The following is a 15,977-nucleotide window of genomic DNA, read 5'->3' on the forward strand; positions in this document are numbered from 1 at the left end:
GGTCACATTATTCGCGTTACTAAAATTCATAATTTATAAATAAAAAAGCGCGCAGCAATCGCCGCGCGCTAAATTCATTATTCACCCACAAAAAAATTATTACGATGCCATCTGAAAAAAGCTGTATTCGAATCCTTCGCTGCGATGCGCATATTTTTCTTCAAACCATAATGGCTTGCTTGTGGTTGAATGGCTGCTGACATTCTCAGCGTGCCTACACCGGTAAAGGAAATCTGGCCGCTTTCATAAAGCGCTGCGTGGTTGGCGCATAATAGCACCCCATTCGCTGGGTTGACCCGTTCTGCATCAGTGCTGTCTTTCCAAGGCTTGCTATAGGCCGCCTTCAGCAATGCAGGATTATCGAGGCTGCAAAGGGCACATTTATTTCCCCAGCGCTCCAACTGCACTGCTTTAAACTGCCTCTTGAAGTCCCTGAACTTTCGACGCAGCAAGTATTCGGAATCCATCATCCAAGCGGTCAAAGAATTGTATTTCTCTTCCCGAACAGCGTCGTAAACAAATTCCAATTGCTCGATATTGCGCCATTTCGAGGACGATAATAATTCCAAAAACACCAGCGCCAATGCTTCATTGCATGGGTATACATAGCCTGAGTTGCCATTGCCGTCCGGTTGGAAAGCAGAATACTTGATCGGCAAATGTTCCGCTACCATTTTAATGCAAGACGCAATTTCCAATGGGTCGTCCAGTTCCAAGTATTCACAAGGTGCAATCCACTCAGCTTGTGGTGTGCCTGCTGCCTGCTCGCGCGCATCTTCTTGAATGGTTCCCACCGCAACCAATGCGCCTCTGACGTAATGGAAGGTCCGGTCCCCTTTTTGCAATGATTTCACCCGCTCCCACGAATGTGGCGTGGTTCCCGATTTATCTTTCATAGGCGCCCGGACAATTCCGAGACGCTTTTCTTCTCTATAAGTTTCCCCCTGCATGACGATGTAGCTATTCATTACGTGCCTCCTGACAATTGCTTTCTTCTATTCTACCATCATTTTGCCGTTTCCGCCCGGTGCTACTGCAAACAAACCAAATGATGGCCAAGTAAAAAGCCATCTCCTGAAAGGAAATGGCTGTCAAACCGCACGGGTGATTCGACCAGGCGCGGTGGCTTTATACCAGCTATAGCAAAAAAGGATGATAAGGGCCAGATCGATAACATCTCCGCCATAATACATGATTAGCGCTCCCATTTGCCCGTCACTGGTCGTGATTCCAGCAGGGAGCATAGCGTAAAGCAATTTCGCCAACACTTTATGGCTTGCTAGCGCTACAACCAAGACCGCTGCGCGCAAACGGAACGAATGCCGATGGGCAGTCAAGTCGGTATATAAAATCGACCACGTGAACATATATCCTGCCAACAAAATATGAATATGGACTAAAGCGTAAACCCCTGTCGATTGGTGCATCAAGACGAATAAATCCGTTCTATACAGAATAAACAAGCCGCCGAAATTCAACAACGCGGTGCTGGCAGGATGGCTTGCGACTGCAATGAATTGGCTATTCAACAAACGGCTCAGGCGACGCGCGGATTGGGTCGGCAAGCCCCTCATCACCAAAGTCAACGGTTTGCCATGCAGCAATAATAGCGGTGCCAGCATGCCAAGCAGCAAATGCCCAGTCATATGGAAGGAAAAACTGGTGTGTGCTGCGTTCGCCAAAGGGCCGACTAATGAAGCGCCTGCCGCGATCACGCCAGCAAACCAAAACAGGTACCGGTGCATGGGCCATTTCCTATAGTGTTCGTTGGTCCATATCGAAAGCATCGGATAAAATATCAGGGACCAGGCGAGCAATAACGCCGCTGTTAGCTGAAACCAAGGTTCTATGGAGCCGAGGTAATGATGTATCATCGCTTTATGCGGACCGCCTTTCCTTGGCGGATTTTGCAAGGAACACCCCCGCAATGAGCAAAGCTGCGCCAAATAAATTCCAGCTCAAGTCATAGGGCCATAATTCGACCTGATAACGGACTTGGTGGGTCCTAAACACCTTATGGTCTATGATCCCATCAAACAGCTGAAATCCCCCTGCACCCATAAGGACTGAGGCAATCCAATACCGCAGGCGGACCGCGTGCCGCCTTCTCAAGTCTGCAAACATGAATAGCCCGCCAATCGCTGCAACCCAGGCAAAAGAATTCAACAAACCATCGGCAAAAATACCGATTTGCGGTGTCGCCAAATCATAGAAATGATGCCATTGAAGCAATTGGTGGAAGATCACTTCATCGACGAACGCCATCGAGCCGATCCCGAACAATACGCCGGACCAGAAATTCTGTTTTTGGAGTTTACGGGCTGTTTCATCTGCGATTTCCTGTTTCTTACTTGCCATATATGCCCCTCCTTTTTACTTCGCTATTCTTAGATCAATGAAAAAAGAGCCTCTGGCCAGGCTCTTTACTCGATTTCGATGCGTTTGCCATTGCCGGAGTCTTTTTCTTCCGGTTTTGGCACAGTCAATTGCAAGACACCGTCTTTGAAGTTTCCTTTAATGGCTTGGTCATCGACATCACCGACGTAAAAACTGCGCTTAAACGATCCAAAAGAACGTTCCTTTCGGATGTAATGGCCTTCATCTTCCGAAGTTTCCGAGCTTTCCTCTTTTTTGCCGCTGATTGATAAATAACCGTCTTTGAAATCGACCTGGATATCATCTTTTGAAAAACCTGGTACATCGACTACCACTTCATACTGCCCGTCCGCTTCTTTTACGTCGACTTGAGGATAATTGCTTTCCTTGAAGAATCGGTCAAAGAAATCCGAATCCAAATCGCTTTGGAATAATTTCGGGAAGAAATCCTCCCGTTTTCTGGGCATGAATTTCATCAGTCTTCCTCCTCGATCGTCGATTATTTAAAACAAGGCCAGAGACTCTTCCTTATAGTTGGTGCTGTTACTGTGAATTATAGGGAGTTTTCCCAAAAAGTCAACCAGTTTTTTACCAATTCCCAATAGTTTGACGAAAGCTTACATATTCCACGTTACACCGGAAAGAAACTCCTTAAAATTCCTCTTCGCTGGCTGGTCTGGTAGGCTTTAAATACAAATTCGCCTTGCTTTTATCCTTTATTCTGAAGGCAGGTTTAAAAAAACATGTTTACAGGAATACTACAGAAAGCATATGTGTACTACTCAAAATGATTTCCCTGTTATAATGGGAGATATTACTGAAGGAGATGATAGCGATGGAAATGGGTACGATTAAAGGTTCGAGTATGATGGTGAAAGTAGTGCGTTCCCTTATGGAAGAAGGCTGGTCTTTTACACCGAACGAATTGGACATCATCGTCCGCGCCGAGCATCCTGAAACCGGCGAATCCATCTCCTTCCCTTCATTCGGGAGCCTGAAAATGTGGCTTTACGAAAAAGGGCTTAGCTATTAACTGAAAAAGCTGTCCCTCTGCCGAATCGGCAGCAGGGACAGCTTTTTTTGGTCATTTCAAGTTGATTGGCGGCATTTCGGGACGCGTACAGGTTATACAGACGGTTCAAGCATTGCCGGCTTTTTGCAAAGTGAAGCGTTGACGCCTTGTTTTCGCAGTTCGGAAACGATGGCACCGTTGGTTTTTCTGCACACTTCATACGATTCATCGAACATTCTCTTTAATTGCTTCATTTGATTGGATTGACGATTCATTCGACACACCCTCCACTCGGATGACTTCCTAGACCAGTATACAGGGCAACTATGAACAAACTATTAACAAACGGAAAAAACTTTCAAAATAAGCGATTTTCATTTGCTGTGCCATAAAAGCGTTTGTCAGTTGATCTTGATTCAGCTCCAACCCCTAAAAAATCCGCCTACAAGAGGCGGATTTTTTCTTTTACATACGCAAGCTGATCCCAGGGCCGATCGGCAGCCCAGTCAATGCAAAGATGATCATCATAACAAGCCATACGCCAAAGAATATGAGGCTATACGGCAGCATCAAAGAAATTAAGGTGCCGAGGCCCGCTTTTTTGTCGTATTCGCGCATGAAGGCAAGCACGATCAAAATATATGGATTGAGCGGCGTGATGATGTTCGTCGATGAATCCGCGATGCGGAATGCCAATTGGACAAATGCGGGATGATAATCCAGCAGCATGAACATTGGGATGAAGATCGGCGCCATCAACGCCCATTGTGCGGATCCGCTGAAAATCAATAGGTTCAATAGGGCGGCAAGAATACTGAAGCCGACCATGACCGGCAAGCCTGTCATATTGATGCTCGTCAAGAATTCAGCGCTGTTGACAGCAAGCCAGATGCCCAGGTTGCTCCAATTAAAATAACTAATGAACTGGGCTGCAGCAAAGATCAAGACGATATAGCCGGACATGTCCTTGATGGCATCTCCCATATAAGCAGGAATGTCTTTTGATTCAGTGATTTTCTTGACCGTGATGCCGTAGGCAACGGCCACTGTAATGAAGAAAAACAGGATAATTGGCACGATGCCAGATAAGAAGGGCGACGGGATGATCCCACCGTCTTCGTTGCGGACAGGCGAGCCTGGGAAGAATAGCAGCAAAGCGATCAAGCCGATGTAGACGGCCCCTGCGATCAACGCATTTAGCAAGCCTTTGTTTTCTTGTTTTGTCACAGGTTCAAATGAATTATCGGTTCTGCCCGTGTACTTGCCAAGGCGCGGTTCAATCAGCTTTTCAGTGATGATCGCCCCGACAATCGCCATAACGACAACGGATGCGCTCATGAAATACCAGTTATCGACAGGCGTTACGATCATGGTATCGTCGATGGTTCTGGCAGCTTCTGTGGAAATCCCGGATAGCAATGCATCTGTTCCGGTAATCAGGATGTTCGCAGTGAACCCTGCGCCCGTTCCGGCAAACCCTGCTGCAAGTCCGGCGAGCGGATGCCTGCCAACAGAGGCGAAGACCATTGCCGCAAGAGGCGGCACCAAGATAAAGGCAGCGTCTGACGCCAAGTTCCCCATGATCCCTGTGAAAATGACCGCATAAGTGATCAGTGATTTCGGTGCATTCAGGATGGATTTTTTGATGGCGGTCTCCATCAGCCCGACACGTTCAGCCAAACCAATGCCGAGCATCATGACAAGCACGAGTCCGAGCGGCGCAAAGCCGGTGAAGTTATTGATCGTCTCTGCGAGGATATAACGGATCCCTTCCCCTGAGACGATGCTTTGAATTGCCAGTTCTTCGCCCGTTCCCGGATGAACAACGGTCGTCCCGAGCGAACTGACCAGCCATGACAGCAAAACGACAAAAACTGCTAAGTATACAAAAATGAAGAATGGATCGGGCAAGCGGTTGCCCCACTTTTCAATGAAATTCAAAAATCCTTTTTTGTCTTGTTGCTCTGTCGGTGTTGCCATTCCCATTCCTCCCTTTTCGTTTTATGCACCGAATAGCAAACGGTACAATTTCCGCGGCCTGCCGCGACGCCCGGCTTCTTCCCCCGCCACTTCGGCGAGGCCGATGCTCTCGAGCTCCGTTAAGATCCTGCGCGCATTGCGTTCTGTGCTGTTCATCCATTGCGATAATTCCAACGCAGTGAGTTCAACTTTCGCGTAGTGGTGGGACAATGATTCAATGCGGGAAATGACGGTCTGGCTAATCGCTGCGCCTTTCAGCGCTTCTTGCCATTTCGACTCGGAACTGCGGCGGCTGTAGCGGAGACGCTCACCTGATGAGTTGATTTCCGTCACTTTTCCGCCTTCGTCGATATTGATGACCACGCCGTTCTCTTTTTCTCGGGCGTAGTCAAGCGCCAGGCGGACATTCTGCTCCGAGTCCGTGACGGTCCGTCCATAGCCGATGCCGATGCGCACCTGGAACTTGCTGTTGGCAAAAATCTCTTCCTTCAGCTCTTCCGGATGATGTGATTTGCTGTAAAGTTCCAATTCTCCGCGAGTCGTATAGATGAAGTAGATGCCATTGCCCATTCCGACTTTTGAGCCTTTGACTTCTTCGGCAAAATCGATGAGCACCCGGTTCACCGCGAGTTCCTGCCGTTCAATTTTGAACGGCGTTTTGCGCTGCTGCGCTTGGCTCGGGTAGATAATTTCGATGCCAATCATCGCCAATTGCTTCATTCGGTACAAGTCTGACAGGCTTCTTTCCTTGATGACGGAAATCGCACGATGGGCGGCCAGTTCCGATACGCTGATCCGGTAGACCGGCACGCCGCGCTCCTTCAAGCCGTTATAAGCGGCATGGACGCAAGTAAGCGCTGCTTGGATGTGCCCGGAGCGGTACAGTTTTTCGTGGTAATCGATCAATTCTTCTGCCGGTATATAGCCAAGCTCCGGCGCGGTATGGATCTCCAATTTTTCCAGATCAAAATCCTTAAGCATTTTCAGCACTTCGCGGCGCGGAACCGAGTCGACGCTGATGCTCGATAACACAGCGCCTTCTTGCATAAAGGCGTCGAGCATCGTTCCGAGCAGGCTTGACCCGTGCAGTAGAATATAATCCGCATGATCCGCATCGATTAATTTTTCTTTCAACGCAAAATGATAAGGCGCCGGGCCTGAAAAGAGCCAATGGCCAATACGTGCCGAATGTTGGTTGATAATGTTTTTCGTTTCTTCAGTGTGCTGGTAGATGAAAGGAATCAGTTCGATGCCTTCTAAGCTGCCTGCCGCTTTCATCGTTTCATTGACCGAATCATTCGGCCCGATCAGCCCGACTTTAACGTTTTCCGTCATGTCCGGTGGCCTCCATCAAGAAGCGGGACAATAATTCGACGCCCATCTTCAAATCTTCAGCGCTCGCGAATTCGTCGGGGTGGTGGCTTAATCCATCCTTGCAGGGAATAAACAGCAACCCGCTTGGCCAAGTTTGTGCCATGTTCATGACATCATGTCCGGCGCCGCTGTCCATTCGATGTGCCAAATAAGCTTCATGGTCGCCAGCATCGACCAATTGTTGGGCGATTCCGTCATCGAGCAACACGGATGGGTTGTCGACCAGCACTTCGATATCGATCTGCACGCCTGTTGTTTCTGCGATGCGCTTCGCTTCGCTCCGTACGGCATCTGCCATCTTGTTTTTCAATACATCATCCACACTGCGGATATCGACGCCTGCCGTGACCGTTTGCGGAATGACGTTCATCGAATTCGGTGAAGCCGTCAAGGTCGAAACGGTCGCGACCAGCGATTTTTCGTAGGCGTCATTCATTTGAAGCGCCGTCTCCTGGACGAATGAAATGAACGGCGCGGCGGCAGCCAGTGCATCTTGCCTTTGGTCCATCGGCGTCGTTCCCGTGTGTCCCGCTTTTCCATGGAACGTGACCGCCAAACGGACGGGACAAGCGACGCCTTTAACGACTCCATAATCTTTCTCGTGATTGACGATGTGCATCCCTTGTTCGATATGCAGTTCGATAAAGCATTGCAACTCGTCTTTTGAACGCTTTGCATTCACCAGTTCCTGCCACACAAACCCTTGGCTTTCGACCGCTTGCGCGAGCGTGATGCCATGCTGGTCTTCGAGTGTGCCAATAGATGGATCCAATATTCCGCTCATTGCTTTACTGCCGATTGTCGAGACCCCAAAACGCGAGGATTCTTCAGAACGGAAGCAAATGATTTCGATAGGCCGCTGCGGTTTAAAATCGGCTTCCTTCAACATTTTGACGGCGCCAAGCCCGCAGACAACACCGGCGCCGCCGTCGAACGCCCCGCCGTTTGGCACAGTGTCGAGGTGGGACCCTGTTGCTACTGCCGCATGCCCACCCGTGACGTTCCAGCGGGCGATAGCATTTCCTGCAGCGTCTACTGAAACGTCGAGTCCCAATTCTTCAGCGATTGCTTTAAAAGCTTCGATGGCCTCCGTTTCTTCCGCTGTATAGCCTTCCCGCGTAAACCCTTGCGGCTGGACCAGTACATCGCTTAAGTTCATCCGTTGCAATTGCTCAACGAGCCAGTTATTCACGAGTGTTCCCCTCCTTCAGCAAATGATCGGTCGTCCGGATCAATGTTTCCAATCCTGCCGTCAATGCCTGTTCCTCGTAATCAAAACGCGGATGGTGATGGCCGGCCGGCAAGGGGCTGGCAAAAATCATGAAAGTCGCTTTGCCTCCGCGTTCACGGACGCGCTCGATCATATACGTAACATCTTCTGATGCGCCGATTGGCAAATGCGGCACAATGTTCAAGCGTTTCGACGCAGTGCAGGCACGTTCCACGATGGCGGCGAACTCAAGATCTGCGTCGGCCGAAATCGCTTTTCCCATATGCTCGATTTCCAGTTCGACATCAAACATCGCTGCACTCGCCTGTAGGATGCGCAATGCATTTTCCTGCATGTATTCATCCAAGTCGTTGGTCTCGCCACGTGTCTCGATTTCCATCAGCGCTCGATCGGCGATGATATTGCGTCCCGATCCCGCGTGCAAAGTGCCGACATTGATGCGCGTCGCCCCATCTTTATGGCGAGAAATGCCGTGTAAATGCATGGTGGCGGATGCTGCTGCGAGCAAAGCGTTACGTCCAGCATTCGGCTCCAATCCGGAATGCGCCGATTTGCCGCTGAATTTCGCGTTGATTTTGGAACTTGCCAAGAACTTGGACGTGGCCGCGGCGACCGTCCCAGACGGCAAATCGTGTATACCGACATGGCCGCTCAGGAAATAATCGGCATCGTCCAGCCAGCCTTTATCGACAACGGCCTTTGCACCGCGTCCGCCTTCTTCTGCCGGCTGGAATAAAATCGTATATTTGCCCCGAAGGTTGTCTTTTTCTTTTGCTAGGTATTCAGCGAGCCCGAGCCCGACAGCGGCATGCCCATCGTGGCCGCAGGCATGCATCATGCCCGAAATATCCGAGCGGAAATCTTGCCTAGCTGGCACGTGGCCTGAGGTATCGTCTTCTTCAATCGGCAAGGCATCGATATCAAAGCGATAAGCGAAATTCGGCCCTGGCTTGCCGGTATCGAGTACCGCAGCAAGCCCGGTATGCCCGCCTTTCATCCTTTCCAAAAAATCAGAAGGGACGCCGTAAGCGAGTGCCCGTTGTTCCTGCTGTATCAAAAATTTTGCATCTGGCACGCCCATGCGTTCATCGCTCGTTAAAAAATCGGTACCATAAAACAATTCAAAGCCTTTACCGGCCAATTGTTCGCTTAAGTGGTACGTCGTCACATATTCCGCAAATCCAATTTCGGGATACTGATGCCGTTTGCGGCGTTGGTCGATGAGATGCGGTTCAATCTCTTCCATAAACCGTTCGATAGCATCTGTCATGTCCATTCCTCCTAGTTATTCAATTCCGCAAGCACATCGAGTGCCGCCTGAGCCATCAGGCCGGTTCCAATCGACAATGCTTGTTCGTCGATCATGAAGCCTGGGTCATGGAGCGGTTTTTGTGCCTCTCCGACCGATGTGCCGAGCCAGTAGTAAACGCCTTCGTATTTTTTCAAGAAGCGCCCGAAGTCTTCGCCTGCCATGCTGCCGATCACTTCAGGAACACCTTCCGCGCCCAATTGCTTGGTGGCAGAGTCACGGACCACTTCAGCCCAGCGTTTCGTATTGACCGTAGCGGGATATCCATCTGAATATTCGATTTCACATGAGCCACCCATCATGTCGGCGGTGCCTTTGACGACTTCGTGGAAGCGTTTTTTCAATAATTTCTTCGTTTCGTCTGATAATGAACGGATTGTGCCTTCCAATACCACACTGTCTGCCACGACATTATAGCGGTAGCCTCCCGAGATTTTTCCGATCGTGATGACGCCAGAGTCCATCGGGTTGGCGTTTCGGCTAATGATGGTCTGGATGGCCGACATCACCTGGTTGGCGATGACGATGGCATCAATTGTTTGATGGGGCATTGATGCATGGCCGCCTGACCCGTGGATCGTGACGTGGAAACGGTCAGAATTCCCCATGATCGGCCCGTCGATGACCCCAACTTGCCCTGCCGGAAGCCCCGGCCATACATGTTGCGCCAAGATGACATCTGGCTGGTACCGATCGAACACGCCGTCAGCCATCATTTGCTCAGCTCCTCCAGTCGGCGCGTTTTCTTCGGCTGGTTGAAAAATGAGCAATACCGTTCCTGCGATTTGATCTTTTTGTTGCTGGAGCAATTTCCCAACTCCCAACAGCATTGCGGTATGTGCATCATGGCCGCATGCATGCATTTTCCCATCGACTTTGGATTTAAATGGGACATCCGCTTTTTCCGTAATTGGCAAGGCGTCGATATCTGCGCGCAACCCGACCGTCTTGCCGGGCTTGCCGCCTTCAATGATTCCGAGAACACCTGTTTTGGCAAATCCGGCATGGTATTCGATACCGTATTCAGTGAGCTTTTTTTGAATTTTTTGCGAAGTTTCCATTTCTTCGCCGCTCAGTTCAGGATGTTCGTGGAGATCCCGGCGGAATTCGCGTATGTCTTCGAATAGTTCTTGTGCTTGTATTTTCATCGCTGTCACCTGCTTTTCGTATTTAAGGAAATAAACCTTAATCATTCCGTTAATAGAAAGTGTACCGTACTTGCCTTGTGAAATGCTACCCCCTTTTTGATTTTTCTGAATATCCTTTCAATAAAAAAGAAGCCCTCGCTGATGCGAAGGCTTCTTCAGAACTTGAGCTATCGTGATATTGGTGAATCGTTGCAGAACATAAGATGCAAAATCAGCTATATAATGCAGCAAATTGATTTTTACGCTGCTCGATGACGTTGAAAATCGCACAATCGTGCACTTCGTTGTATTTGATGCCGAGCGTTTCCAGGTATTCCGCAAGTTCTGCGTAGAGCTTCTCGTAGATTTCCATAAATGCCGAATCGGTAAGTTCCTCGAGCGTTTTCGTATGGTCGTCCGCCTGTTCGGTTTCGCCCGCTTGCCTCATGACATATAATTCGCTCATGCTATGGATTAAATGGCGGAATGTTCCCGTGAAGTAAGGCGCCGAAAAACTTTCTTCTTTCTTCGCCAAGACAAACGGCAAGCTTCTCAAAAACAAATCTGTCGACCCTTGCATCCCTTGCCGGATCACTGAACTATGGACTTGGCAGAAGTAGGTTTGCCAGCATTGGTAGCTGTCGCTTTTGTCCAACTCCTGCCATTCGGCGTGCCGCCGGATGTCCATATTCTGTTTAAAATGCTCGATCGCCTGGCCCAGGACAAAGGCAATCAAAGGGATTGTGTCATTTCCCGACATTTCGATTCCAATGATGCTTTTGACACCAAACGGATGATGGACGGCTTTCTTGCCGTCAAACTCATCGTCGATGATACCGTATTCAGTGAAGATCGCATGACTGAAATCTTTGCGTTCACTATAAAAGAAAAGAAATTCGATTTTATCTTTGAAATTAAACGGTTTATACGCCGTTTTCGCTGTCTTTACCATAGCCGGAATATTCATTGCCGGCTCTCCATCCATCAATTCAATATAGCGGATCCCTTGTTCCGTAGTTTTCAATGGTTTAACTCCTTCTCTGTATGTCCATCTTTCGCCATTTTTCAAGTCATTCCCATTCTCATCTCGTTAGCCTTATTATAAGAAAAACCTTTTTAAAAACACAAGCAAGAGCTTTTTCCCTTTATGCGCACGCGATAAACATTTCCGTAGCCAAGCCGCATTATGGCCGCCCGTTAAATTCTCTGGAATGCTTCATATGCCTAACTGTACCACCCATCGGGGACAAAATATAATTCTCCAGTCCCTCAACCCATCATTTAACTGCTTCAAGCCATTTTTTCTTGTTTCAGCTTCCTAAGCACTGCCGCATGCTTATATCCTGTAAAATTACATAATAATCAGTTAAATCCAGCCGTGTCAGCATGCGTCTTATTTTTTGAAATTAAATGAAAGCGCTTCAGAAACTGCGCCACTTGAAGTTTTTGACCGGCAACTATAATGATCAAAAAGGAGAGATTTTTTATGACAGCAACAACTAAAGGTTTAGAAGGTGTAGTCGCAACACAATCGGCGATCAGTTCGATCATCGATGATACCCTTACATACGTCGGCTACAATATCGACGATCTAGCGGACAACGCCAGCTTCGAAGAAGTAATCTACCTCTTGTGGCACCAGCGTTTGCCGAAGGCAGACGAACTCGCGGAGCTGAAACAGCAGCTCGCGGACAACATGGCGGTACCGCAAGCGGTGCTCGACCACTTCAAGACATACGACATCAAGCACGTCCATCCAATGGCGGCACTGCGCACAGCGGTCTCCATGCTCGGCCTCTTCGACGAAGAAGCGGAAGTGATGGAAGATGCGGCGAACTACCGCAAAGCGATCAAAATCCAGGCGAAGATCTCGACGCTCGTGACGGCCTTCGGCCGCATCCGCGCCGGCAAAGAACCGATCCAACCGAAAACGGATTACAGCTTCGCAGCGAACTTCCTGTACATGCTGTCTGGCGAAGAGCCAAAAGACATCGAAGTCGAAGCGTTCAATAAAGCGCTTGTGCTTCACGCAGACCACGAACTGAACGCTTCGACGTTCACGGCGCGTGTCGCAGTCGCTACTTTGTCGGATGTCTATTCCGGCGTGACAGCAGCGATCGGCGCTTTGAAAGGCCCGCTTCATGGCGGCGCCAACGAGCAAGTGATGAAGATGCTCACAGAAATCGGATCGGTCGACAACGTCGAGCCGGTCATCAAAGAAAAACTGGCGAACAAAGAGAAAATCATGGGCTTCGGCCACCGTGTCTACCAAAAAGGCGACCCGCGTGCGAAGCATTTGTGCGAAATGTCGCAAAAGCTCACTGAGCTTCGCGGCGAATCGAAATGGTATGACATGTCCGTGAAAATCGAAGAATTGGTAACGAGCGAAAAACCGCTTCCGCCAAACGTCGATTTCTACTCGGCTTCGGTCTATCACTCGTTGAACATCGAGCATGATTTGTTCACGCCGATCTTCGCGGTCTCCCGTGCGTCGGGCTGGCTTGCGCACATCCTGGAGCAATACTCGAACAACCGCCTGATCCGCCCGCGTGCGGAATACATCGGGCCTGGCATGCAAACTTACGTGTCGGTTGAAGAACGTTAAATCGATCAGCATAAGCTTGAGCCTCCCCTTCGATTGGGTGTATGGCTCAAGCTTTTCTATTTGCCCGGCTAGCCCCCTTTGGTTGTTTCAAGGATTTCATTGTGGCTATAATAACAGGAAAGACATACCAAAACATCGATAATAGGAGGCACGCCCATGAATCATACAGAGAGCGGCTGGAAACTGCACAATAGTTATGCAGGCCTGCCCAAAACCTTATATGCCCCAATGGAAGCCAACCCGGTCCCGTCACCTGAACTCGTTATCGCGAACCGAGCATTGGCAAAATCACTTGGCCTGGACCCGCAACAGCTAGACAGCCCTGAATCCCTGCAAATGTTTGCAGGCAATCAATTTCCTGAAGGCAGCTTCCCGCTCGCCCAAGCCTATGCCGGCCATCAATTCGGCCAATTTACGATGCTCGGCGACGGCCGTGCCATCTTAATCGGCGAACAGCAAACACCGGATGGCGAGATTTTCGATGTCCAATTAAAAGGCGCCGGCATCACGCCTTTTTCCAGAAGCGGAGACGGCCGCGCGGCACTCGGGCCCATGTTGCGGGAATACATGATCAGCGAAAGCATGCATGCGCTCGGGATTCCAACGAGCAGAAGCCTTGCAGTCGTATTGACAGGAGAAAAGATTCAGCGCTACTTTGCAGAGCCTGGAGCGATCCTGACGCGTGTGGCTTCAAGCCATATCCGTGTCGGCACTTTTCAATTCGCAGCGAAATACCGTTCGACTGAAGATTTGAAAGCTTTAGCGGATTATACGATCAAACGGCATTTCCCAGACATCACCGGGCCAGACCGCTATATCGAATTATTCCGCCAGACAGCGCAGCGGCAAGCTTCACTCATCGCGAAATGGCAGCTCGCCGGTTTTGTCCACGGCGTTATGAATACGGACAATATGGCGATCAGCGGCGAAACGATCGACTACGGCCCATGCGCTTTTCTGGACCGCTTCGACGAATCCGCGGTCTTCAGCTCGATCGATGCTGGCGGCCGTTATGCTTATCGTAACCAGCCGCTCATCGGCGGATGGAATTTAGCGCGTTTTGCAGAGTCCCTGTTTCCTCTTTTAAATGAGATTCCGGAAAAACAGGCTTTGTCTTCTCTCCAAGGAGCGCTTGAGGAATATATAAGTTCAGAAAAACGATTGTATTTATCAGGCATGCGCGAAAAATTGGGCTTGTTTACCGAAGCGCCAGGAGATGAACAATTAATCGATGACTTGCTGGCATTGATGCAGGAAAAGCAAGCGGATTATACTAATACATTCCGTTTCTTGACTTTCGAAGCAGTGGAAGAGCCCCAACTGGCAAACGACCCGGCTTTTAAAGACTGGCATAGCCGCTATAAAGCCCGCCAACAGCAAGAAGGCCGTTCAGCACAAGAAATCCTGGAATTGATGAAAAACCGAAATCCAGCTGTCATCCCGCGCAACCACCGCGTGGAAGCAGCATTGGGAGCAGCGGCGCAAGGCGATTATGAAGTGATGGAAAAGCTTTTGGATATCCTTCGAAATCCATATGCCCATTCCGAAGAGCAGCTGCCCTATACAGCCCCTCCACCGCCTTCAACGCCTCCATACCAGACTTATTGCGGAACATGAACCAAAAAATCCCCTGCCTCTTCATCGGCAGGGGGTTTTCTCTATTGCGCTTGGCTGGTTGATCACTGTCCGTCTGTGACTTCAGTGACACTGACCATTTTGACTTCGTTCATCTTGAATTGGTAATACGTATCGTTGTCGCCGATAAATTCGCGGAAATCATCCGCATCCAAACCGCTGACTGCTTGTTTCGGGGTATCGGCTTCGACGGTGTTGACCGCTTCGACGCCTGCGCCGAAATGATAAACGACACGGAATTTTTTTGTTGATGCCATAATAAATGGATTCCTCCTCAAATGCTTGTCTGCTTTAGGTTTACCCGATTTTTCAGGGAGTATTCACCTCTGCCGTCATTTTCTCATTGTCGATGAAAATAGTAGAATTCCTTTACTTGGAAAAGTATTTGGCTTAGACTTTAGCCATCGGGCAAACCCGACACGTAAAACCACATACCGTTTTTCTGCACTGGGGGTGCATGTTTTGCTGAGATGAGAGCTTTCGCTCCGATCCCTTATGACTCGATCAGGTTAGGACCTGCGTGAGGAAGTGCGGTGACTTTCCGACATGACGACGAAATACGGAATAGTGGCTGCATCTTCACGGATGTGGCTTTTTTGTGCATATTTTTAGGAGGGATTCTAAATGGAACCAACTTCATGCGGCACCAGCCCGATCGTCGGATTTCGCTTTTCCTTGCATCCGATGAGCGGCAATTTCATCAGCATCATCAAAAGCGCGTTAAAGGACACCGACACGTCCAATGTGTGGATGCAAACCGATGATGTCTCCACCGTCATTCGGGGCAAACAACAGCATGTCTTTAATGTCGCGAAGGCTCTCGCTCTTCATGCGGCGAAGACGAAGGAACATATCGCCCTGTCCGGCACCTTTTCAGCTGGATGTCCTGGAGATACCGCAGGTAATGCGTATTTGGAGGCGCCGGATGAACCGGCAAATCAAGACGACAGTAAGCAATACGTTTCATCGCAATTCGCGCTTTACCCGATGAACAATCCCGATTATATGGAAGTTATCTACCGCGAAGTGGAACGTGCAAAAGAGTTTGGGGTATGGAACGATTCCATGCATTACGCTAGCGGCATCCACGGGGATATTCATGAAGTCTTTTCTTTTTACGAAACGAGCTTTTCCAGCGCGCGCTCCACTAAATACCCCCATCTCGTGATGACCGTATCCATGAGCATCAACAGCCCTTCACATAAAACAGGCGCTGAAGATTTTTCTTAAAGAATAAATTACCTCGTGACCCTAGATTTTGGTCTAAAAAAACATCCCCGCAGTTGGATCGTTCACTGCAGGGATGTTTTTTGGTTTACATAATATTA

16 protein-coding genes and 1 riboswitch are annotated in these 15,977 nt (G+C 49.3%); of the genes, 4 read left to right on the forward strand and 12 right to left on the reverse strand.

Annotation, left to right across the window (positions count from 1 at the left end):
• Positions 1–77: 77 nt before the first annotated feature.
• The 4 genes from AUC31_RS07275 to AUC31_RS07290 all read right to left on the reverse strand — a co-directional run bounded on the left by AUC31_RS07275 (position 78) and on the right by AUC31_RS07290 (position 2,852).
• Positions 78–968: an HNH endonuclease gene (locus AUC31_RS07275; protein WP_058380683.1), complete on the reverse strand. Its 891-nt coding sequence runs from the start codon at positions 966–968 to the stop codon at positions 78–80.
• A gap of 123 nt (positions 969–1,091) precedes the next feature.
• On the reverse strand, positions 1,092–1,745 hold the full coding sequence (locus tag AUC31_RS07280) for a cytochrome c oxidase assembly protein (RefSeq protein ID WP_237150726.1): 654 nt from the start codon (positions 1,743–1,745) through the stop codon (positions 1,092–1,094).
• A gap of 133 nt (positions 1,746–1,878) precedes the next feature.
• Entirely contained in the window at positions 1,879–2,358 is a 480-nt protein-coding gene (locus AUC31_RS07285; protein WP_058380682.1) for a DUF2243 domain-containing protein, read from the reverse strand.
• Positions 2,359–2,423: 65 nt separating this feature from the next.
• A complete protein-coding gene (locus AUC31_RS07290) occupies positions 2,424–2,852 on the reverse strand; it encodes an Hsp20/alpha crystallin family protein (protein WP_058380681.1) in 429 nt (142 codons plus the stop codon).
• 359 nt (positions 2,853–3,211) lie between these two features.
• Here AUC31_RS07290 and AUC31_RS07295 point away from each other — a divergent pair, with 359 nt between their 5' ends.
• A complete protein-coding gene (locus tag AUC31_RS07295; protein ID WP_058380680.1) occupies positions 3,212–3,409 on the forward strand; it encodes a hypothetical protein in 198 nt (65 codons plus the stop codon).
• Between the two features lie 92 nt (positions 3,410–3,501).
• On the opposite strand, the gene AUC31_RS17690 is transcribed toward AUC31_RS07295, so the two are convergent.
• From AUC31_RS17690 to AUC31_RS07325, 7 genes are all read right to left on the reverse strand, one after another.
• Positions 3,502–3,663 carry a hypothetical protein gene (locus AUC31_RS17690; protein WP_157073469.1) on the reverse strand — a complete coding sequence of 54 codons (162 nt, stop codon included), beginning with the start codon at positions 3,661–3,663 and terminating at the stop codon, positions 3,502–3,504.
• 190 nt (positions 3,664–3,853) lie between these two features.
• Positions 3,854–5,368, reverse strand: a complete 1,515-nt coding sequence (locus AUC31_RS07300; protein ID WP_058380679.1) for an AbgT family transporter — start codon at positions 5,366–5,368, stop codon at positions 3,854–3,856.
• A gap of 21 nt (positions 5,369–5,389) precedes the next feature.
• Positions 5,390–6,703: a helix-turn-helix domain-containing protein gene (locus tag AUC31_RS07305; protein ID WP_058380678.1), complete on the reverse strand. Its 1,314-nt coding sequence runs from the start codon at positions 6,701–6,703 to the stop codon at positions 5,390–5,392.
• Positions 6,687–7,934 (reverse strand): M20 family metallo-hydrolase, encoded by a 1,248-nt coding sequence (locus AUC31_RS07310; protein WP_058380677.1) that lies wholly within the window; start codon positions 7,932–7,934, stop codon positions 6,687–6,689. Before AUC31_RS07310 ends, AUC31_RS07305 begins: the two co-directional genes overlap by 17 nt.
• Positions 7,927–9,243 carry an amidohydrolase gene (locus AUC31_RS07315; RefSeq protein ID WP_058380676.1) on the reverse strand — a complete coding sequence of 439 codons (1,317 nt, stop codon included), beginning with the start codon at positions 9,241–9,243 and terminating at the stop codon, positions 7,927–7,929. Before AUC31_RS07315 ends, AUC31_RS07310 begins: the two co-directional genes overlap by 8 nt.
• 11 nt (positions 9,244–9,254) lie before the next feature.
• Positions 9,255–10,430 (reverse strand): M20 metallopeptidase family protein, encoded by a 1,176-nt coding sequence (locus tag AUC31_RS07320; RefSeq protein WP_058380675.1) that lies wholly within the window; start codon positions 10,428–10,430, stop codon positions 9,255–9,257.
• Between the two features lie 211 nt (positions 10,431–10,641).
• Positions 10,642–11,433: a hypothetical protein gene (locus AUC31_RS07325; RefSeq protein ID WP_058380674.1), complete on the reverse strand. Its 792-nt coding sequence runs from the start codon at positions 11,431–11,433 to the stop codon at positions 10,642–10,644.
• A gap of 462 nt (positions 11,434–11,895) precedes the next feature.
• On the opposite strand from AUC31_RS07325, the gene citZ reads away from it, so the two are divergent.
• Together citZ and AUC31_RS07335 are read left to right on the forward strand one after the other, a co-directional pair.
• Positions 11,896–13,014, forward strand: a complete 1,119-nt coding sequence (gene citZ / locus AUC31_RS07330) for a citrate synthase (RefSeq protein ID WP_058380673.1) — start codon at positions 11,896–11,898, stop codon at positions 13,012–13,014.
• Positions 13,015–13,170: 156 nt separating this feature from the next.
• Positions 13,171–14,631, forward strand: a complete 1,461-nt coding sequence (locus AUC31_RS07335) for a protein adenylyltransferase SelO (protein WP_058380672.1) — start codon at positions 13,171–13,173, stop codon at positions 14,629–14,631.
• A gap of 62 nt (positions 14,632–14,693) precedes the next feature.
• Here the strand turns inward: AUC31_RS07335 and AUC31_RS07340 are convergent, their stop codons facing one another.
• Positions 14,694–14,906, reverse strand: coding sequence for a hypothetical protein (locus AUC31_RS07340; protein WP_058380671.1), 213 nt, complete (start codon positions 14,904–14,906; stop codon positions 14,694–14,696).
• Between the two features lie 182 nt (positions 14,907–15,088).
• Positions 15,089–15,193: riboswitch (TPP riboswitch) on the forward strand.
• 80 nt (positions 15,194–15,273) lie between these two features.
• Here AUC31_RS07340 and AUC31_RS07345 point away from each other — a divergent pair.
• On the forward strand, positions 15,274–15,879 hold the full coding sequence (locus tag AUC31_RS07345) for a YkoF family thiamine/hydroxymethylpyrimidine-binding protein (protein ID WP_058380670.1): 606 nt from the start codon (positions 15,274–15,276) through the stop codon (positions 15,877–15,879).
• Positions 15,880–15,977: the final 98 nt, after the last annotated feature.

Origin of the sequence: Planococcus rifietoensis (assembly GCF_001465795.2) — a bacterium.
Classification (GTDB): domain Bacteria; phylum Bacillota; class Bacilli; order Bacillales_A; family Planococcaceae; genus Planococcus; species Planococcus rifietoensis.